Source organism: Sporosarcina sp. P18a, assembly GCF_002743135.1.
In the GTDB taxonomy this organism is placed as follows: domain Bacteria; phylum Bacillota; class Bacilli; order Bacillales_A; family Planococcaceae; genus Sporosarcina.
The window spans coordinates 467,856-488,493 of the sequence record NZ_PDYQ01000001.1; the positions used below are offsets into that span (position 1 = coordinate 467,856).

A 20,638-nucleotide genomic window follows, 5' to 3' on the forward strand; every position below is an offset into this window, starting at 1 on the left:
GCTTGTGCAAAACCCAAATATAGTTAAGTGTATGTGATATAATTAAGTTTATTCCGGAACTATTCACGAGGGGGGAAGTGGCATTGGATCAACAGTTGACAGACTTATACAGACAGTTGCTCCCTGCACTAGAAAGCAAAAAGCAAGAATTGACGTTTTACGGCTACTCGGAGATTACGGAAGAAGATTTACTGAGATATTTAGTGGAGAAGAAGTGGCGAAAAAAAGAAGTTTCTACGATGCGTTCGTATGAAATGATTTCAGATGTTTTGGCAATTACTGCGGCACAGTTCATGACGCATACGCAAACAGAGGCTCAACGGAACAGTGAAGACGTTTTGGAGTTGAGTAAAGAAGAATGGTCTGTGTTATTTTCGCCCAAAAAAATGGATTGATTTGCAATTCTTATCATGAAGTATTTGACACCGACAACCTACTGTTTCATAATTGGTATGTTGTACAATGAGAGATGAAAGTACATAACAGGTGCTATGCCGCTCTAGTATATGAGGGGGAAAAGGAAATATGAAAAACAGAGGAAGGATCGTCGCGTTTTTGTTGCTTATCGTCATTTTGGCATCAACGATATTTTCAACGACGAGTCCGATTTTAAAAGATGTCAAGCTAGGTCTTGACTTGCAGGGTGGTTTCGAGGTTCTTTACCAAGTGAAACCATTGAAAGAAGGACAAAAAATTACGGAGTCGACGGTTGCCGATACGGCTCGTGCATTGACGAATCGTATTGACGTGCTCGGTGTAAATGAACCAAGCATTCAAATCGAATCAAACAACCGAATCCGTGTTCAGCTTGCTGGGGTAGAAGATCAGAAAACTGCCCGCGAATTATTATCCACTCAAGCCAATCTTTCCTTCCGTAATGCGGATGATGAGTTGATGCTCGACGGTAATGATTTGAAAGCAGGTAAAGCAAAAGCCAATTTCGATGAAAATAACAATCCTGTTGTTACATTGGAAATGAAAGATCCGAATAAATTTGGAGAAGTTACATCTGAAATCGCAGCAATGAAGCCGAATAACGTGCTAGTCATTTGGTTGGACTTCATTGAAGGTGAAAATTCCTTTGCTGAAGAAGCTGCAAAACCGGACCCCGCATTTATTTCGGCTCCGTATGTTTCTAGCACAATCAACTCTTCAAATGTCGAAATTTCAGGAAACTTCACTATTGAAGAGACGAAAAACTTGGCTGGTATTTTGAACGCAGGTGCATTACCTGTTCATTTAGAGGAAATTTACTCGACTTCTGTCGGTGCACAGTTCGGTGAACAAGCGTTGGATAAAACGATATTTGCTGGAATTGTCGGTATCAGCTTAATCTTTATCTTTATGGCACTCTATTACCGTTTGCCAGGGATTGTGGCAGTTGTCACTTTGTCTGTTTATATCTTTTTAATTTTGCTAGTGTTTACATTGATCAATGGGGTGTTGACGCTCCCTGGTATTGCGGCATTAATGCTCGGAGTCGGTATGGCAGTCGATGCCAATATCATTACCTATGAGCGGATCAAGGAAGAGTTACGTGTCGGAAGATCGGTTAAAACGTCCTTTACGGCCGGAGCGAAGTCTTCGTTCGCTGCAATACTCGATGCGAACGTCACGACAATTCTTGCGGCAGTCGTATTGTTCGTTTTCGGGACAAGCTCTGTTAAAGGTTTCGCAACGATGCTCATCATTAGTATCTTGGTCAGTTTCCTGACAGCGGTTTGGGGATCTCGTCTATTGCTCGGACTACTCGTTCACAGTGGATACCTCGACAATAAAGTTGGCTGGTTCGGATTGAACAAAAAACATCTTCATTCGGCAGATGAAGGCTATGAGACACTTGATCTCACAACCAAATTCGACCGTTTCGATTTCGTTCATTCAAGAAAACGTTTCTATACACTCTCTATTATCCTATTAATTGTCGGTGCGATCATGCTCGGTGTCTTTAAGCTCAACTTGGGGATCGACTTTGCTGGTGGTACACGTGTGGAAATACTTGCTGAACAACAGCTAGATGAGACGGAAGTAACGAATCTTCTTGAAGACATCGGCCACCCAACGTCTGACGTCGTCATTTCAGGCGACGCAAAGAACATTGCGGTTGCACGATATAAAGAAGACTTCACACAAGAAGAAGTCAATAAGATCAAAAAAGAGTTATCTGAAACATTTGGTTCAGAGCCGAACGTTTCAACAGTTTCCAATAAGGTAGGTAAAGAGCTCGTGCGTAATGCGATTTATGCACTTGCATTTGCGGCTATTGGGATTATCATCTATGTAGCGTTACGTTTTGAATGGCGCATGGGTCTGGCGGCGATTATTGGTTTACTACATGACGCGTTCTTCATGATTGCCGTCTTTAGTATCTTGCGACTCGAAGTAGACATCACATTCATTGCGGCGGTGCTGACGATAGTCGGTTACTCCATTAACGATACGATCGTCACCTTTGACAGAATACGTGAGAACTTGAATCGCTCGAAGCATATTAGCGAAGAAAATGAATTGGCAACGATTGTCAATAAATCATTGCGACAGACGCTTGGCCGTTCAGTAAACACAGTTCTGACAGTAGTCTTCGTTGTAGTGGCATTAATGGCCCTTGGTGCAGAATCGATTCGACCATTCTCGATCGCCTTGTTGATCGGTTTACTTGCAGGTACGTATTCTTCCATCTTCATCTCTGCGCAACTTTGGTTCGATTTAAAAAGAAAGCAAATTTTGAAGAGTGGCGGAATAAAAGTAGAAAAAGAGAAAAAACAATGGGGCTCAGACGAACCGGTTGTGTAATACGTTTGAACCATATTCAAAGCAGGGTATACTTCGGTATATCCTGCTTTTTTTGAATGGAGGAACGATCAATATGAAATTTCAGTGGACGGTTTTAGTCGGTTTGTTATTTGCTGTGTTCATTGCATTATTTGCAGTTTTTAATGTAGAATCTGTTTCGGTTAATTATTTCTTTGGTACGGAGATGATTCCGCTTGTGTTAATTATTCTTGGGTCAGCGTTGCTTGGTGCGATTATTAGTGGTTTCTTTGCTATTTATAAGACCTATCGAAATGGACGACGTGTTAAGGAATTGGAGAAGCAGGTGCAATTGAAGGAGAAGGAATTGACTGCGCAGCGAAGGCAGATGCAGGAGATGGAGGAGCGAATCGACGCGTTGATGGAGCCGCCGTTAATTGAGGCGGAGATTGTTCCGCCGAGAGAAGTTTAGTAGCAAGGGGACCACTGCAGTGAGTCGTATGTAGCGACTTGTTGCGGTGGTTTTTTGTGTTCGTTTCCACGCTTCGCCTATGGATACGCAGTGCCAGGATGCCATCCGACTTCCCATCTTTCCATCCCGTTTCCTTTTAGTCTCCATCCACATTAGCTATAATAAGAACAGAGGATGTGAAAGCATTGATTCAATCAAAAAATAGATGGCAAATCAATCGGCCAGATGAAGAACTTGTCAACCAGCTAGCAAAGGACTTGAAACTTTCCACCATGCTAACGAAAATACTTGTCGCACGCGGAATTACTACAAGCGAACAAGCAAACGCGTACTTGTATATGGACGAGTCCAACTTGCATGATCCTTTTTTATTACATGACATGCAAAAAGCCGTCGATCGCATCCAGCATGCAATCGACACACAACAGCAACTTACAATATATGGAGATTATGACGCGGACGGCGTTACAAGCGTCACGGTGCTCACGACAGCGCTCGAACGTCTTGGTGCAAAAGTGAACTTTGCCATCCCGAACCGTTTTGAACACGGTTACGGACCGAACAGCGACTTCTTTGCACAACTACATACAGAAGGCACAGAAGTTCTGATCACAGTAGATAACGGAATTTCAGGCATAGAGCAAGTTGCATTCGCGAAGTCGCTTGGAATGACGATTATCGTGACGGACCACCATGAAATGGGCGACGTCCTACCTGATGCGGATGCGGTTATTCACCCGCGTCATCCGGAAGGCAATTATCCATTCGGGGAACTTGCTGGTGTAGGTGTGGCGTTCAAACTAGCTTCTGCCTTACTTGGAGAGCCACCGCTAGACTTGTTGGAATTCGTAGCTATCGGTACGATCGCGGACTTGGTACCGTTAGAAGATGAAAATCGGTATATGGTGAAAGAAGGGATCCGCAGATTACGCCGAACACAACGTCCTGGCATTAAAGCGTTGATGCAAGTGAGTGGTCATGAGCAGAATGCTTTATCGGAAGAAACGATCGGCTTTACGATCGGTCCTCGTCTAAATGCGCCGGGCCGACTTGGTGATGCAGATCCAGCGGTTGAGTTATTAAAGGCGGAAAATGAGCAGCAAGCACTGGGAATTGCGGAAGAATTGAATGATTTGAATAAAGAACGGCAACAATTAGTGAAAGAAATCGCAAAAGAAGCGCAAGAGCAAGTGGAAGTTCGTTATGGCGATCATGTGCCTCACGTGCTAGTCATAGAAGGTGAAGGCTGGAATCCAGGTGTCGTGGGCATCGTGTCATCGAGACTGACGGAGAAATACTACCGTCCTTCGATTATTTTGTCTCTCGATCGTGAAACGGGAATGGCGAAAGGTTCTGCTCGCAGTATTGAGGGCTTTGATTTGTATAAGGAACTTTCGAAAAATGCATCGGTTTTGCCACACTTCGGAGGTCACGCGATGGCTGCTGGCATGTCATTAAAAATAGAAGACGTCGAATTATTGCGTTCGAATTTGAACGGGCAGGCGAGAGAAGTATTGACGGAAGAGGATTTGCAACCTATTTTATCCATCGATGTACCACTAGCGTTGGATGAAATTGATATTGCCTCTATCGAAGCGCTTGAGAAAATCCGGCCGTTCGGAATGGGATTCCCGAAACCTGTTTTCTTATTGGAACAGCTTGACACGATCTCTGTCCGTAAAATTGGTTCGGCGAAAGATCATTTAAAGCTTGAAATGGGCGATCAAAGTGAACGGCTGGATGCAATATATTTCGGTGCGGGGGCATTGGCTGACGAAATGGCACCGCAAAGTAAGCTGAGTTTGACAGGTGATTTACAAATTAATGAATGGAACGGTAATAAGAAAGCACAGTTACTTGTCGAAGATGTGAAGTGTGACGAGTGGCAGTTATTCGATTACCGTGGAATCCGAGAGCCTGCTAGATGGTTACCGATGATTCCGGATCAAGCCCAATTTATTGCGTTCAGTGAAGAAGCCATTCAACATTTTACTCCATTCTTTAAAGACATTTCGATTGCTTTAGTTGGACGCGATACCCTTCATCCATCTTCTGCTATCGTATTGCTCGATATGCCTCAGGCAGAAGAACAGTTGAAGCAAGTGATGGGCGTGACGCTTGCTGACCGAGTGTATCTTCATCTGCACGTGCATGATTCTATGTACTTCGAAAAAATACCAGATCGCCAACAATTTGGTTGGTATTACAGCTTTTTGAAGAAACGTGAGACGTTTGATATATACAATCAAATCGATATGCTTTCCAAACATAAAGGTTGGAAAAAAGATGTGATAAAGTTTATGACAAAAGTGTTTTATGAACTAGAATTTGTTACACTAGAGAATGGTAAGGTGACGATGCTTACTTCTGCCGGCAAACGTGATTTGGCAGAAGCGCCATCTTATAAAAAACGCCAACAGCAGATCAAACTAGAAGAGTTATTGCTTTATGCGCCGTATCAGGACTTAAAGAACGTATTCGACTCTTTGCGTGAGACGGAAGCTGTTGAGGAGGAAAAATTGTGGACTTAAAAAAGTTTGTAACGACTGTAGACGATTATCCGAAACCGGGTGTGAGCTTTAAAGACATCACGACGATCATGGATAACGGAGAAGCATATAAGTATGCGACAGACCAAATTGTCGAGTATGCGAAGGGATTGGACGTAGATATCATCGTGGGACCGGAAGCACGCGGTTTCATCATCGGTTGTCCTGTTGCCTATGCGCTTGAAATCGGTTTTGCACCGGTTCGTAAGCCTGGCAAATTACCACGTGAAACCATCTCCGTCTTTTATGACTTAGAGTATGGACAAGATGAGTTAACGATTCATAAAGATGCTATCAAACCAGGTCAACGTGTACTCATTGTCGACGATTTACTTGCAACTGGCGGTACGGTCGGTGCGACAGTCGAGTTGATTGAGAAACTTGGCGGCGTAGTAGCTGGCTGTGCATTCTTGATCGAACTATCGTACTTGAACGGTCGAAAAAAATTGACGAATGAAAACATCAAGGCGTTAATTACGTACTGATAGGGGAATCCTTCGCTTAATGCGGAGGATTCTTGTTATATAAATATAGGCACTGGGTTTGATTCGCTTTACATATAGGTGATAATATACATATACTACTAAAAAATATTTTCTAAATATTTACGGAATAGGATGAAAGGGGTAAGTTGATGGCGAAAAATCAAGACCTGACAGAGCAAGACATATACGACCTGGTCGCCAAATATATGAACGAAGAACACGTCGAATTCATTAGACGGGCATATGCAATGGCTGAAAAGTCACATGAAGGACAGTTTAGGACTTCAGGTGAACCGTATATCAACCATCCGATTCAAGTCGCGGGAATTTTAGCGGGCCTTCAAATGGATCCGGAAACGGTCGCAGCCGGCTTCTTGCATGATGTGGTAGAAGATACGGAAATAAGCCGCGAAGACATTATTCGTGAATTCGGTGATGAAGTCGCGATGCTTGTTGACGGTGTAACGAAGCTCGATAAGTTAAAATTTAAGTCCAATGAAGAAAAACAAGCGGAAAATCATCGCAAAATGTTTATCGCGATGGCACAGGATATACGTGTCATTTTGATTAAACTTGCTGACCGTCTGCATAATATGCGGACATTGAGGCATGTTCCGGCAGCGAAACAACGTCGAGTGTCGGAAGAAACTTTGGAGATCTTCTCACCACTCGCACATCGCCTCGGAATTTCCACGATCAAATGGGAACTCGAAGATATTGCGTTGCGCTATTCCAATCCGCAACAATATTATCGTATCGTGAATCTGATGAAGCAAAAGCGGACGGAACGCGAACAGTATTTGAAAGACGTCATGAATCAGATGCGCGTCGAACTAGATGAAATGGGTATCGCCGCAGAAATTCATGGAAGACCGAAGCATTTGTATTCTATTTATCAAAAGATGGTTATCCAGAAAAAAGAGTTCAATGAAATTTATGATCTACTGGCAGTACGTATTGTTGTGAAAAGCATTAAGGACTGCTATGCGGCGCTTGGAATCATTCATACATTATGGAAACCAATGCCAGGACGATTCAAAGACTATATCGCGATGCCAAAACAAAATTTGTATCAATCCATCCATACAACAGTTGTCGGACCTGCAGGAGATCCACTCGAAGTACAAATTCGGACAGAAGAAATGCACCGGATTTCAGAATTTGGTGTGGCAGCTCACTGGGCATATAAAGAAGGTAAACAAGTCGCGAAACTGGCGAGTGATATTGATTCGAAATTGACGTGGTTTCGTGAAATTCTAGAAATTCAAAATGAATCGTCCAATGCTCAAGAATTTATGGAGTCACTGAAGTTCGACTTATTTTCGGACATGGTGTATGTATTTACACCGGACGGGGATGTTGTCGAATTGCCACAAGGGTCGGTTCCGATTGACTTTGCCTATCGCGTGCACTCCGAAATTGGAAACCGGACGACCGGGGCGAAAGTGAATGGTAAAATCGTACCGCTCGATTCATCATTGTCGACAGGTGATATTGTAGAGATTCTGACTTCTAAACAGTCGTTTGGTCCAAGTCGTGACTGGTTGAAATTGGCCCATACATCGCAAGCGAAAAATAAAATTCGCCAATATTTTAAGAAGCAATTGCGTGACGAGAACATCGACAAAGGTAGCGAGATGATTCAGAAGGAATTGAAAGATGAAGAGTATGATATCAAAGAAGCGTTGAGTAAAGAAAATATGCAGCGTACCATTGATAAATTCAGTTTTACTTCTGAAGAAGACCTGTATGCTGCAGTCGGCTCCGGTGGCATTACCGCGCAACAAGTGGTCAATCGCCTAGCTGAGCGAATGCGCAAGGAACGCGTGCAAAAAGAAACGATTGATAAAATCGTCTCGGACATTCAAACGCCAAAACCAGAGAAACAGACGGAATCCGGCGTAATCGTCAAAGACATCGACAATATGCTGATCCGTATTTCGAAGTGCTGTAACCCGGTACCAGGCGATGAAATCGTCGGTTTCATTACACGGGGCCGTGGCGTTTCCGTGCACCGTACCGATTGTCCGAACGTCTTGTCTGAGCAAGGACAGCAAGAACGTATCATAGAGGTCCAATGGGCATTGCCAGACGATCAAGTTCGCAAAGAATTCCAAGTGGATATTGAAATTTCCGCATTCGATAGACAAGGTTTGCTCAACGAAGTGATGATGGTCGTCGCCGATATGAATACGCCAATTATCGCAGTGAGTGGCAAAGCGGATAAGGATGATATCGCGCATATCCATATGTCGATTAAGATCCAAAACATCGCGCATTTGCAACGCACCGTGGATAAGATCAAACAAATCAAAGACGTTTATTCCGTAGAACGGGTCATGAACTAAATAGGAGGTGTGAACATGCGAGTTTTATTACAGCGTGCGAAAGACGCTTCCGTAACAGTTGGCGGAGAAATTACAGGCTCCATTTCAACTGGCTATGTGTTGCTCGTCGGCATCACGCATGACGATACCGAACAAGATGCCAACTATCTTGCCAATAAAATCGCCGGCTTGCGTATTTATGAAGACGACGAAGGGAAATTGAATCGTTCAATCACAGAAGTAGATGGCGCGGTTCTGTCTGTCTCCCAGTTTACTTTGTATGGCAACGTTCAAAAAGGACGTCGTCCAAGCTTTATTGAGGCGGCGAAAACCGATGTAGCAGAACCTTTGTGGGAATACTTCAATGAACAGTTGCGCGGTCTCGGACTTCACGTTGAAACAGGACAGTTTGGTGCCATGATGGACGTGCAGTTGACGAATGACGGTCCTGTGACGCTGATGATTGAGTCTAGGTAAGTGAGAGTAGAGTGTATGAGCGATTGCGGGGCTTGATAGAGCACGGGACGCGGATGTATGAGCACTATCCAATTCCAACCAATATATATAATTCGCCAAAGAAGTTGACAGTAGTAGCGGTTACGACTAACATAGATAGTAATCGAATTAATTCATACACCAATGATGTGGAAAATACCTTTACTATAGGCTGGAAAGAGAACGGGGAACTTGGCTGAAATTCCCTGACAGAACCGTAAAGCGAACAACACCACGGAGGATTCATGCTGAAATTAGTAGGCGTGGACGGAACCGGCCGTTATCCGAATTCGAGTGGGCACTTGTGTGTCAATTTGGGTGGAACCGCGGAAGCTACAAGCTCTCGTCCCTGTTTTATTAGGGATGGGAGCTTTTTTGTGTTCTCGGAAAGTTCACCCATTATCAAATCATCGAAAGGAGTTTTACTAATGAATTTTAAAGTTCCCCGCGGTACACAGGATATTCTTCCTGACGTTTCCTGGAAGTGGCAGCGCGTTGAAAAGATTGCTCGTTCGATTTGTGATGTCTACAACTACAAGGAAATCCGCACACCAATTTTCGAACAAACGGAATTATTCCAGCGCACAGTCGGCGACACGACAGATATCGTGCAAAAAGAAATGTACACATTCACCGATCGAGGAGATCGCTCAATGACATTGCGCCCGGAAGGTACAGCGCCTGTCGTGCGTTCATTCGTCGAACACAAAATGTTTGGTTACGCAGATCAGCCTGTAAAGCTATACTACACGGGGCCGATGTTCCGCTATGAGCGTCAACAAGCCGGCCGTTACCGTCAATTCGTCCAGTTCGGCGTAGAGGCAATCGGCAGTGATGATCCAGCTATCGATGCAGAGGTAATCGAGTTGGCAATGAACATTTATAAGAAAACGGGTCTTTCTGATATCAAACTCGTATTGAATTCACTTGGCGACAAAGAATCACGCGATGCACACCGCGAAGCGTTGATTGCACACTTCAGCCCAAATATTGGGGAATTCTGTTCGGACTGCCAAAACCGTCTCGAGAAGAACCCATTACGAATTCTGGATTGTAAAGTGGATAGAGAACACCCATTGATGAAAACAGCACCTTCACTTGCTGATTATCTCACTGAAGAGTCAAGAGCGTACTTTGAGAAAGTAAAGAACTACTTGGACATTGCAGGTATCGAGTACGAATACGATCCGAATCTTGTGCGTGGACTGGATTACTATAACCACACCGCATTCGAAATCATGAGTACGTCTAAAGGCTTCGGCGCGATCACCACACTTTGTGGAGGCGGACGTTACAATGGACTTGCTGAAGAAATCGGCGGCCCGGCAGCACCTGGTATCGGCTTCGCTCTCAGCATCGAGCGACTTTTACTTGCACTGGAAGCGGAGGAAAAGTCCTTTACAGACGAACCTTCACTCGATGTCTACATCGTCACTCTTGGCGACGCAGCACGAGAAAAAGGCTTCGAGATTCTCGGCAAGCTACGCGAAAACGGTTTACGCAGCGAGATGGACTACATGGACCGCAAGATGAAGGCCCAAATGAAATCCGCTGACCGCTTGAAAGCGAACCACGTCATCGTCATCGGCGAAGACGAAGTGAACGAAAACGTCGTCCAGCTGAAAAACATGGCGGACGGAGAACAGAAAAAAGTTACGGTTGACGAATTGATTGGAGAATTGGAGAAATAAGAGCTGGAACGTTGTGAGGATTTGCGCTTCAGAGGGGACGCTTTCCTGAGGGCCCGCGGTGAGCCAACCAGCTCGCAAGCTCCCTTTGGTTGTCTCACCTGTCGAGCTGATCCTCCAGGAGTCGCCCCTCTTACGCTCCAATCCTGCAAAAAAAGACTTTAGGTAGTAAAAAATGTTATTAAAGTCAATAAGCGAATTTTTTACTGTTCTTGTACTTTTTTATAATACAATTACAAAATCAAATTCAAGTACAGTTACAACGTATTTCATTGGTCTAATTAGGGATTGGAGTGCAGAGCGGCGACTCCCGCTGGAATAGCATGAGCCTTGAGACCCCGCAGGTAGCGAAGCGGACGAGGAGGCTCAAGCCATGCCCGCAGGAAAGCGTCCGCTCGGAACGGAAATCCCCAACCACAACACTAATTTTACTATCTATTTAATCTTTCATTTTATACATTCAAAATAAAAACTCAAACATCAGAAGGGTAGTGTAGTCACTATGCAACGCACACATTATTGTGGGAACTTATCAGAACTACAAATCGGAGAAGAAGTCACGCTCAAAGGCTGGGTGCAGAAGCGCCGTGACCTAGGCGGACTCATCTTCATCGACGTCCGCGACCGTGCAGGCATCGTCCAGACGGTCTTCAACCCGGACATCTCAAAAGAAGCACTCGAAATCGCTGAAACATTGCGTAACGAATACGTCATCGAAGTAACAGGTCTCGTCATCGAACGTGAAGAGCGTACAAAAAACAAAAACATTGCAACAGGTGCAATTGAAGTGCAAGTGGTAGAAGTGAAAGTCATCAACGAAGCGAAAAATCCGCCATTTACAATCGAAGACGAAACGGATGTAGGCGAAGAAACACGACTGAAGTATCGCTACTTAGATTTGCGTCGCCCTGAGCTTGCAAAAGTTTTCAAAATGCGGTCAGACATTACGAAAACTGTACGTAACTTCTTGGATGACGAAGGATTCATGGAAGTAGAAACACCGATTCTAACGAAATCGACTCCTGAAGGCGCACGTGACTATTTAGTGCCAAGCCGTGTTCACGAAGGTGAATTCTACGCTTTGCCACAGTCACCACAGTTGTTTAAGCAGTTATTGATGGTATCCGGCTTCGACCGTTACTACCAAATCGCTCGTTGTTTCCGTGATGAAGATTTACGTGCTGACCGTCAACCGGAATTCACGCAAATCGATATGGAAATGAGTTTTATGTCTATCGAAGAAATTTTGGAACTTAACGAACGCTTGATCAAGAAAGTAATGAAAGATGTTAAACAAGTGGATGTTGAAACTCCGTTTAAACGTATTCCATATGATGAAGCAATGGGGCGTTTCGGTTCAGATAAGCCAGACACTCGTTTCGGAATGGAATTGACGGATGTATCGGAAATCGTCAAAGACTCTTCATTCAAAGTATTCGCTGGCGCAGTTGAAGCGGGCGGACAGGTGAAGTTGATCAACGTTAAAGGTGCAGCGGATAAGTATTCACGTAAAGATATTGATGCACTTGGCGAGTTTGCAAAAGTGTATGGCGCGAAAGGAATGGCGTGGCTGAAAGTGACGGAAGACGGCTTCAATGGTCCAATTGCGAAATTCTTCGACGGAGAAATCGGTGAAGCACTTAAAGCAGCTGGCGACGGAGAACCTGGAGATTTATTCTTATTCGGAGCAGATAAAAAATCCGTTGTAGCGGATTCACTCGGCGCATTACGTCTAAAGCTTGGAAAAGAACTAGATTTGATTGACCAGTCTCAGTATAACTTCCTATGGGTAACGGATTGGCCGTTATTTGAATACGACGAAGAAGATGGCCGTTACTATGCAGCGCATCACCCATTCACGATGCCAGCTGACGTAGAAGAATTGAAAACTAGCCCGGAAACTGTGAAGGCACAAGCTTATGACTTAGTGTTGAACGGGTATGAGCTAGGTGGCGGGTCATTGCGTATTTATCAACGTGATGTGCAAGAAGCGATGTTCAAAGCACTTGGCTTTACGGATGAGCAAGCGCGCGAGCAATTTGGATTCTTGTTGGATGCGTTTGAATACGGTACACCTCCACACGGCGGAATTGCGTTCGGTCTAGATCGTATCGTGATGTTGCTTGCTGGATCTACAAACTTACGTGACACGATTGCGTTCCCTAAAACAGCTAGTGCGAGTGATCTATTGACAGAAGCACCAAGTACGGTGGATGATGCCCAGTTGAAAGAACTTGGGATTAAAGTGGTCGCTGAACCTGTGAAAAAGTGAGTAAATAACTATTTTCTAAAGACTTTATTCAAATTGATTGAATTATAAAAAAGCGTGTGATAAGATGAAGTTAGTAGAAATCCTGAAGTGTTCGTCATTTGTAAATTAGTTTTGACCCAACATCTTATCGTCGGGAGTTCAACGTTATAGCTTGGATGACATGCCTTTAATCGGGACCTCAAAAGAGTTATACAGGACACCCACCTGCTATTAGCGGGTTCAAAGCGATATTCAAAGACGGCACAGTCGGGATTTCACTTTCTAACAACTATTCACCTTCTTGCATAAGCGAGAAGGTTTTTTACTGTCTAAAATGTAGGTAGTTGCGTAAGAGCAGGTGACTGCTTTAGTATAAAGTGAAGACAATTTATGATAAAGGATGCGATCGAGATGTTACATCAATTTTCAAGAAATGAATTATCGATAGGTAAAGAAGGCGTAGAGAGAATGAAAGGAAAGACTGTTGCAATTTTAGGTGTCGGCGGAGTTGGTTCATTCGCAGCTGAAGCGTGCGCGCGGACTGGAGTTGGACGTATTATCTTGGTCGATAAAGACACTATTGATGTCACCAATATCAACCGCCAACTGGTCGCTTATTTATCGACGGTAGGGCGTTCGAAATCCGCTGTTATGAAAGAACGGATTGCGGATATCAACGCAGAGTGTGAAGTCATCGATCTACATATGTTCTACACAGAAGAAACGTCTGAAGAATTCTTCTCGTACGAGCCGGATTATGTAATCGACGCATCGGATACGATCAGCTATAAAATTCATTTGATCCAGCAATGTGTCGAGCGCGGAATTAAAGTGATTTCGAGCATGGGTGCTGCTAATAAAACCGATCCAACGCGTTTCCGAATTGCCGATATTTCGAAAACCCATACGGATCCATTAGCGAAAGTGATACGTCTTCGTTTGCGCAAGCTAGGTATTCCTAAAGGTGTGCCTGTTGTATTTTCTGATGAAAGCCCGATTGTTGTGCGCGAAGATGTCCTTGAAACGGTTGGAAATGCCGATGCATCGATTCGAAAAGCACAAATGCCTCCAGCTTCTAACGCATTTTGTCCATCAGTGGCGGGTTTAATTCTCGCTAGTTGGGTATTAAATGATATAGTGGCAGATATTCCTGTAGAACGTGTCAATGACTCTAAATAAAGGAGAGGTTAACCATGGAAACGACCGAAATGATCATTAACGGGAAGCGACTTGGTGCGGATCTACCGCAAATCGAAGTAGTGAATCCTTCAACTGGTGAGACAATCGGTGCAGTACCTAAAGGCGGAAAAGCGGAAGCGATACAAGCTGTAGATGCGGCTTCTGCGGCTTTTTCAGACTGGGCAGCGTTGTCTGCGTATGAGCGCAGTGCGTATTTAATGAAATGGCATGCGTTGATTGAGAAACATGAACAAAGTGTAGCCGAAATTATGACGACTGAGCAAGGAAAGCCGTTAGCGGAAGCGCTTGGCGAAATGCGTTATTCAAACGGATACATCAGCTGGTTTGCAGAAGAAGGTAAGCGGATTTACGGTGAGACGATTCCCGCTACGCAATCCAATAAGCGTTTATTCGTGCAAAAGCAACCAGTCGGCGTCATTGCATCGATCACGCCATGGAACTTTCCAGCCGCCATGATTGCGCGTAAAGTGGGTCCTGCACTTGCAGCTGGCTGTACAGTCGTAATGAAACCGGCTTCTCAAACCCCGCTAACTGCGATTCGTTTAATAGAGCTAGCACAAGAAGCAGGTATTCCAGACGGTGTGCTGAACATCGTAACGGGCAGTGCGAGTGAAATAGCAGAAGCATGGCAAGAAGACGGTCGTGTGCGCAAGCTGACGTTTACAGGATCTACTGAAATCGGTAAAACGTTGATGAAAGGTGCAGCTGATACGATGAAGAAGATTTCATTGGAACTCGGTGGACAAGCACCCGCAATGATTATGGCGGATGCAGATCTTGATAAAGCAGTAGACGGTGTCATGGCGGCGAAATTCCGCAATGCGGGACAAACGTGTGTCTGCGCGAACCGTATTTATGTTCATTCATCGATTGCTGAAGAATTCACAAAGCGCATTGCAGAAGAAACGGAGAAATTGAAAGTCGGCGACGGTAAAGAAGAAGGTGTCGTAATAGGTCCGTTAATTGACCAGGATGCGATCGATAAAGTGGACGAACATGTGAAAGACGCGAAATCCAAAGGGGCAACAGTCGTTACCGGTGGTGAACATATTAAAGGTCTATTTTACCAACCTACTGTTTTGAAAGATGTAACTGACGATATGCTTTGCATGGAAGAAGAAACATTTGGTCCAGTCTTGCCGATTGCAACGTTTGAGACACAAGAGGAAGTCATCGAGCGTGCGAATGATACAGTTTTTGGACTTGCAGCATACGTCTTCACGGAGAATATCACACAGGGAATTCAGATGTGTGAAGCGTTAGAATATGGGATCGTGGGTCTGAATGACGGCTTGCCATCTGCGCCACAAGCACCGTTTGGCGGTTTTAAACAAAGTGGTCTTGGACGTGAAGGTGGACATCAAGGTATGGATGAATATCTAGAAGTTAAATATATCTCACTAGGTTTATAATAAAAGGAAGCAAAAAGGGAGAACGGTACTCTTCCTTTTTGCTTCTTTTAATTGGTTTGGAATTCGCGTAAAATGCTATTGCCGTCAAGTACTTTAAAATGTGCTGTCATCGTGCGATTTTGTACATTCTCCGCTGCAACGCGATGGCCGAAATCGGGGATATAGACGCGGTCTAGACCGAAATTCACAATATAATGATCGTTCTGGCGATACTCTCGATCGGTCGTCTGCGCCAGCCAGCCCATTAAATAGACACCTTTAGCAGGTTTTTTATCGCTTAATGAAACCAATTCAGCGACACCGTCTTTTTGTTCCAATACGCCAAATACTCGTGTCTGACCGAGTTCATCTGGTTTTTTTAATGTGGTCACTAAACTAGGAGTCATGCGCTCCTTTGGTACTTTTTCGATGTCGTAGCGAAGCATGACATAATTTTCATTAGCATCTTGCTCGGTAATGGTTTCTGATTGAAGGTAGATATCCGTGCCGTCTTGAATCGTTGTGAAGTAAGGAATCGTAAGACTAGCTAATATGAGCAGGGGAACTATGAAGAGTATGGATATACTGAATTTACTATGTTTGGGTCCCATTTCGGAGTCACCGCCTATTCTGCAGTTTTCATAAAAAGTGTTCTTCTTATGTACAGATAGCATGTGCAGTTTATGTGTGTTTTAGTAGTTAATTACCCAGTTTTTTTATTTCAGAAACCTTTCACAATCGTTATGTATACATGGGAGTGGAATGGTTAAGGGGGAGTGATGTGCGGTTTTGATGGGGTGTTTAGTAAGGCGCGGAGTCCAAAGTGCAACACGCCTATCTTATTCACTATTTTCTAACATAAAACTGCCACAACAAGTCGTATGGACTTTTGCGGCAGTATTTTTATTAAATCAACAATCCAAATAACGTACTATCTTTGTTCACTTCTTTGTAAGGAAAACCGTTCTTTTCCATGCGGGCAATCAAGCCGTTGTAGTCTTCTTTGTGTTTAATTTCAATTCCGACAAGCCCTGGACCGCTCTCTTTATTATTCTTCTTCGTATACTCGAACATGGTAATATCATCATCTGGTCCAAGTACACCATCAAGAAACTGGCGTAGTGCACCTGCGCGTTGTGGGAAATCGACGAGGAAATAGTACAGCAAACCTTCGTAAATCATCGATTTCTCTTTAATTTCCTGCATTCTACCGATATCGTTGTTTCCACCGCTGATCACACAGACGACGCACTTGCCTTTGATTTCATTTTTATAGAAATCGAGTGCTGCAATGGGAAGGGCACCTGCTGGCTCTGCGATGATCGCATGTTCATTGTATAGATCAAGAATTGCCGTACATACTTTACCTTCAGGGACACTGACGATATTTTCAAGGTAGTTATTGCAAATGTCGTAATTTAGATTGCCTACGCATTTGACAGCTGCACCATCGACGAATTTATCAATCGTTGCCAACGGTACAATCTTTTGCGCGTCGATAGAAGCCTTCATGCTTGCTGCACCTGCTGGCTCTGCACCGATCATCTTCGTATGCGGAGACAAGTTTTTGATGTACGTGCTAATTCCAGACATCAGTCCACCGCCACCGATACTTGCAAATACGTAATCAATTGGCTCTTCGATATCATTCATGATCTCAACAGCTACTGATCCTTGGCCCGCGATGATATCCTTGTCATTGAACGGATGAATGAAAATACGCTTTTCTTTTTCCATCAATTCGACCGCACTTTCGAAACAATCATCGAAGGTATCTCCGACTAAAATAATTTCAATGCGATCGCGTCCGAACATTTTCACCATGTTGATCTTTTGTCTAGGAGTAGTTTGCGGCATGAAGATCTTGCCGTCAATGTCGAGTTTTGCACATGCGAACGCTACGCCTTGTGCATGGTTTCCTGCACTCGCACAGACAATTCCTTTTTTACGTGCTTCTGTTTCGATGCGTTTCATCTTATAATAAGCACCGCGCAATTTAAAGGAACGGACATGTTGCAAATCTTCCCGCTTAATATACACATGGCAGTCATACTTTTCTGATAGACGATCATTTTTCTGTAAAGGCGTATGAGCTACGACGTCTTTCAGCAGCTGATTGGCGATTAAGATATCTTCTACTTGAATAATTGGAGTTTCCATTTTTTTCACCTTCATAACTTATCTTCTAACCTCCGTTATTGAGTCAACGTTTACTCATAATAACATGAAAAAAACTGAATGAACATATGAAAGTTCTAAATTGTGCATTTACTTTGAGAATAGTGTCTTTATTTTGAACAATCTGGAAATGTAAGCGATTACTTGATTTGCAAGGACTTTCAATAAGTTGGATAGATCAATTTTTGTTTTATTTATATAGAAAGGAAATATTTCCATATCCTGCAATAGCTTTAAAAGAATAGTTTTTTGCATTGTTTATTCAGAATTCTCTTCAGACCGTACACAAATATGTAGTGTTTAATTTGCAAACAGGAGGGAAAACTAATGAATAAGGAACTAACAAGCCAGAAAGGAAGCGTTTATTCATGCAGAAATGGGATAGCAGACCAGAAAAGCCAGACAATATGCAATGGACGGTGTTTGTTATAACTCTTGTCATCATCGCGGCTGTAATAGTGTATGGAGTGATGATGTAAAGAAGCAAAAAATGGTATGTCGCAATATTGACATGCCATTTTTATTTTCACCTTTTGCAATTCCTTCGTTCATCGTGCTCTTTTGGATTCTATCGCAAAATAACACATCTCGTCTGAAAAGAGTGACAAGTCTGACGATACTGTTATATATTAGTATTAAGAAAAGTTGCTGTATCAGTACAGTGAATTACAAAAAAACTGAATGGGGGAATGAATGATGAAAAAGAACACAGAGCAGAAAAGACAAATGGTGGAGAAAGTTTGTACGGAATGTGGGAACCAGTTCAAGGAAAAGCAAGAGTCTGTAATGTACGAATGTGAGCGTTGTGTCGGACGACATGAAGAATAATAAAAAATTCTATGTTCCCTCATATGGGGGCATAGAATTTTTTGTTCTGGGGATCATGTAAAGGAAGCAATTCGCATAAGGCTAGTGATTTCCTAGCAGAAAATTTAAGGAGTCTGTATCAATACGGATTATATGTGAGTTTTAACTGAAAAACATCCCAACAGTAACCTAACGATACATATTGTCATTTCACGCTCTTATCCGGTCTGTTAGAATGAGTAGATATAGCGGGAGGAGTGAATAAATCACTTGAATGTAATTAACATATATAGGGGGTATCAGGATGAATGATCAAAGAGATGTCTTAGATAGTGGTCCTTTCTTTCATGGAACTAAAGCAGAACTAAAAGTTGGAGATTTATTAGAACCACAATTTCTTTCAAATTATCAAGATAAAAAGTCCAATTACATATATTTTACTGCAACATTAGAAGCGGCTAAATGGGGCGCTGAATTAGCAAGATCTAAATCAAAAGAAAGAATTTATGTAGTAGAACCATTAGCTGATTTTGAAAACGATCCAAACTTAACTGACAAACGATTTCCTGGAAATCCAACACGTTCTTATAGATCTAAATTGCCTTTGAAAATAGTAGCCGAATTAAGGTCATGGGAAAGACATTCCGACGAAGAGATAAATCATATGCTTTCTTCTTTAAAAGAGTTAACAGAACAAGGGAAAAATGTAATTGATGATTAATGCTTAATCCCGCTTGAGGCATATCCTCAAATGAAGCATATGTAAAAAGTCTGCGTTCTTAGTATGTAATCGAGAACTCGGGCTTTTTTTTATATCCCCAGAAAGGGTCTGTTAATGAAACTTATTGCGCAGAATAAGTGAAAAAGTTGGTCCGTGTTATAGAACTTCGGATGATTAATGTTTTAGAAAAACTGAGAGTGGTATAGAATGATAAGATGTATTAAGTATGTTGGAGAGGAGGATGTGTGTATGGCGTATATTGGTTTATTATTGATCGCAATCTCCGTATTGATTGTCGCCATCTACCTTTCATTGTTGCTGACGAAGTCTTCGAACTTATTGCTAACAGTTATGGGAACAGTAAAAGGGGTAGAGGCAGAGCTCGATAAAAGCATTGAGCAGTTATATGGAACCTTAAATGAGACTGAACAACTGGCGACAGATGTTCAAGTGAAACTTGCTGCAACGACGCCTTTATTTTCTACTATCGAAAATATCGGACGATCAAGCCAGTACTTGAGTGAAGAAGTAAACAAGCGGACAAGACAGTTTGAAGAGGATGGTTCTCTTCCGGGAACAGAAAAGTTTGTCCAAGCCATCCAATATGGAGAGTTTGGTGCCCAAGTTTACGAATCATGGCAACGCGGCAAGGAGAGTATAAAAAATACGTAAAAGGAAATGAGGGTTGAGAATGGATCTCGTTGGAATTGGCGTCATACTTATCGGTATCGCCTTCGTCATTTTAGCTATCTATTTCGCTAAGGTATTACAACAAGTTGGAAATATTCTACAGGACGTCGACAAGACAGTAGGAGCGCTTCCGAAACAACTTGACGGTATCTTGGATGAAACAGGAAACCTAATTAAAAACAGTAATGATTCACTAGCAGACATCAATACAAAAATTGAGAATCTGACTCCATTGTTCCAAGTAATCGGTGACCTTGGAGAATCTACACACCAACTAACGTCTTCATTAGTGGACGTGTCTTCGTCTGTTCAACAAAAGGGAGATCACACGGACACATCAGAGCAAAACAAGAAACTAGGTGGCCTCTACGGTTCCGCTATGTTAGGTTATTATATCTTTAAGAAGCGTAAACAATCTGTGAGTGCGGCGAAGGATCGTGCAGAGCAGGCGGACCCACGAAAAAAGTTACCAGCACCGGAAAATGCGTCCTACTAAGTACTGACAAAGACTGAAGGTCAAGCCCGATTGGGATTGATCTTCAGTCTTTTTTAGTTCGGGGGAGTGGATTGCGCATGGAACTCGCTACGATAGTATGGGGAATTTTTTACGAATTATGGTTTGGGGACCCAGTT

17 protein-coding genes, 1 other RNA gene and 1 other annotated feature are annotated in these 20,638 nt (G+C 43.1%); of the genes, 16 read left to right on the plus strand and 2 right to left on the minus strand.

Going from position 1 to position 20,638, the window contains the following annotated elements:
• Nucleotides 1–83 precede the first annotated feature (83 nt).
• From CSV75_RS02390 to CSV75_RS02445, 12 genes are all read left to right on the plus strand, one after another.
• Nucleotides 84–395, plus strand: a complete 312-nt coding sequence (locus CSV75_RS02390) for a post-transcriptional regulator (RefSeq protein ID WP_158231569.1) — start codon at nucleotides 84–86, stop codon at nucleotides 393–395.
• A 130-nt stretch (nucleotides 396–525) separates the two neighbouring features.
• Nucleotides 526–2,793 carry a protein translocase subunit SecDF gene (secDF, locus tag CSV75_RS02395; protein ID WP_099674595.1) on the plus strand — a complete coding sequence of 756 codons (2,268 nt, stop codon included), beginning with the start codon at nucleotides 526–528 and terminating at the stop codon, nucleotides 2,791–2,793.
• Nucleotides 2,794–2,866: 73 nt separating this feature from the next.
• Entirely contained in the window at nucleotides 2,867–3,223 is a 357-nt protein-coding gene (locus CSV75_RS02400; protein WP_099674596.1) for a LapA family protein, read from the plus strand.
• A gap of 176 nt (nucleotides 3,224–3,399) precedes the next feature.
• Complete coding sequence (gene recJ / locus CSV75_RS02405) at nucleotides 3,400–5,754, plus strand: single-stranded-DNA-specific exonuclease RecJ (protein WP_483315690.1); 2,355 nt, start codon at nucleotides 3,400–3,402, stop codon at nucleotides 5,752–5,754.
• The gene (locus CSV75_RS02410) at nucleotides 5,745–6,257 is read left to right on the plus strand and encodes an adenine phosphoribosyltransferase (protein ID WP_099629840.1); all 513 of its coding nucleotides are present in this window, start codon (nucleotides 5,745–5,747) and stop codon (nucleotides 6,255–6,257) included. The genes recJ and CSV75_RS02410 overlap by 10 nt, the downstream gene beginning before the upstream one ends.
• A gap of 149 nt (nucleotides 6,258–6,406) precedes the next feature.
• On the plus strand, nucleotides 6,407–8,605 hold the full coding sequence (locus tag CSV75_RS02415) for a RelA/SpoT family protein (RefSeq protein ID WP_099674598.1): 2,199 nt from the start codon (nucleotides 6,407–6,409) through the stop codon (nucleotides 8,603–8,605).
• Nucleotides 8,606–8,620: 15 nt separating this feature from the next.
• Nucleotides 8,621–9,061 carry a D-aminoacyl-tRNA deacylase gene (dtd, locus tag CSV75_RS02420; protein WP_099674599.1) on the plus strand — a complete coding sequence of 147 codons (441 nt, stop codon included), beginning with the start codon at nucleotides 8,621–8,623 and terminating at the stop codon, nucleotides 9,059–9,061.
• Nucleotides 9,062–9,214: 153 nt separating this feature from the next.
• Nucleotides 9,215–9,433, plus strand: a binding site (T-box leader).
• 74 nt (nucleotides 9,434–9,507) lie between these two features.
• On the plus strand, nucleotides 9,508–10,770 hold the full coding sequence (gene hisS / locus CSV75_RS02425) for a histidine--tRNA ligase (protein ID WP_099674600.1): 1,263 nt from the start codon (nucleotides 9,508–9,510) through the stop codon (nucleotides 10,768–10,770).
• A 499-nt stretch (nucleotides 10,771–11,269) separates the two neighbouring features.
• Nucleotides 11,270–13,039: an aspartate--tRNA ligase gene (gene aspS / locus CSV75_RS02430; protein ID WP_099672918.1), complete on the plus strand. Its 1,770-nt coding sequence runs from the start codon at nucleotides 11,270–11,272 to the stop codon at nucleotides 13,037–13,039.
• A gap of 76 nt (nucleotides 13,040–13,115) precedes the next feature.
• A non-coding RNA gene (ssrS, locus tag CSV75_RS02435) (6S RNA) lies at nucleotides 13,116–13,296 on the plus strand.
• 133 nt (nucleotides 13,297–13,429) lie between these two features.
• Complete coding sequence (locus tag CSV75_RS02440; protein ID WP_099674601.1) at nucleotides 13,430–14,197, plus strand: tRNA threonylcarbamoyladenosine dehydratase; 768 nt, start codon at nucleotides 13,430–13,432, stop codon at nucleotides 14,195–14,197.
• Nucleotides 14,198–14,211: 14 nt separating this feature from the next.
• Nucleotides 14,212–15,630, plus strand: coding sequence for an NAD-dependent succinate-semialdehyde dehydrogenase (locus tag CSV75_RS02445; protein WP_099674602.1), 1,419 nt, complete (start codon nucleotides 14,212–14,214; stop codon nucleotides 15,628–15,630).
• Nucleotides 15,631–15,677: 47 nt separating this feature from the next.
• Here CSV75_RS02445 and CSV75_RS02450 read toward each other — a convergent pair whose 3' ends face one another.
• Complete coding sequence (locus CSV75_RS02450; protein ID WP_158231570.1) at nucleotides 15,678–16,220, minus strand: GDYXXLXY domain-containing protein; 543 nt, start codon at nucleotides 16,218–16,220, stop codon at nucleotides 15,678–15,680.
• A gap of 295 nt (nucleotides 16,221–16,515) precedes the next feature.
• A complete protein-coding gene (gene ilvA / locus CSV75_RS02455; RefSeq protein ID WP_099674604.1) occupies nucleotides 16,516–17,784 on the minus strand; it encodes a threonine ammonia-lyase IlvA in 1,269 nt (422 codons plus the stop codon).
• A 699-nt stretch (nucleotides 17,785–18,483) separates the two neighbouring features.
• On the opposite strand from ilvA, the gene yhfH reads away from it, so the two are divergent.
• From yhfH to CSV75_RS02475, 4 genes are all read left to right on the plus strand, one after another.
• Complete coding sequence (gene yhfH / locus CSV75_RS02460; protein ID WP_099627541.1) at nucleotides 18,484–18,615, plus strand: protein YhfH; 132 nt, start codon at nucleotides 18,484–18,486, stop codon at nucleotides 18,613–18,615.
• Nucleotides 18,616–18,898: 283 nt separating this feature from the next.
• Nucleotides 18,899–19,315: an NAD(+)--rifampin ADP-ribosyltransferase gene (arr, locus tag CSV75_RS02465; protein ID WP_099674605.1), complete on the plus strand. Its 417-nt coding sequence runs from the start codon at nucleotides 18,899–18,901 to the stop codon at nucleotides 19,313–19,315.
• Between the two features lie 249 nt (nucleotides 19,316–19,564).
• Nucleotides 19,565–19,987: a DUF948 domain-containing protein gene (locus CSV75_RS02470; RefSeq protein WP_158231571.1), complete on the plus strand. Its 423-nt coding sequence runs from the start codon at nucleotides 19,565–19,567 to the stop codon at nucleotides 19,985–19,987.
• Between the two features lie 19 nt (nucleotides 19,988–20,006).
• A complete protein-coding gene (locus CSV75_RS02475) occupies nucleotides 20,007–20,501 on the plus strand; it encodes a DUF948 domain-containing protein (protein ID WP_099674607.1) in 495 nt (164 codons plus the stop codon).
• Nucleotides 20,502–20,638 lie beyond the last annotated feature (137 nt).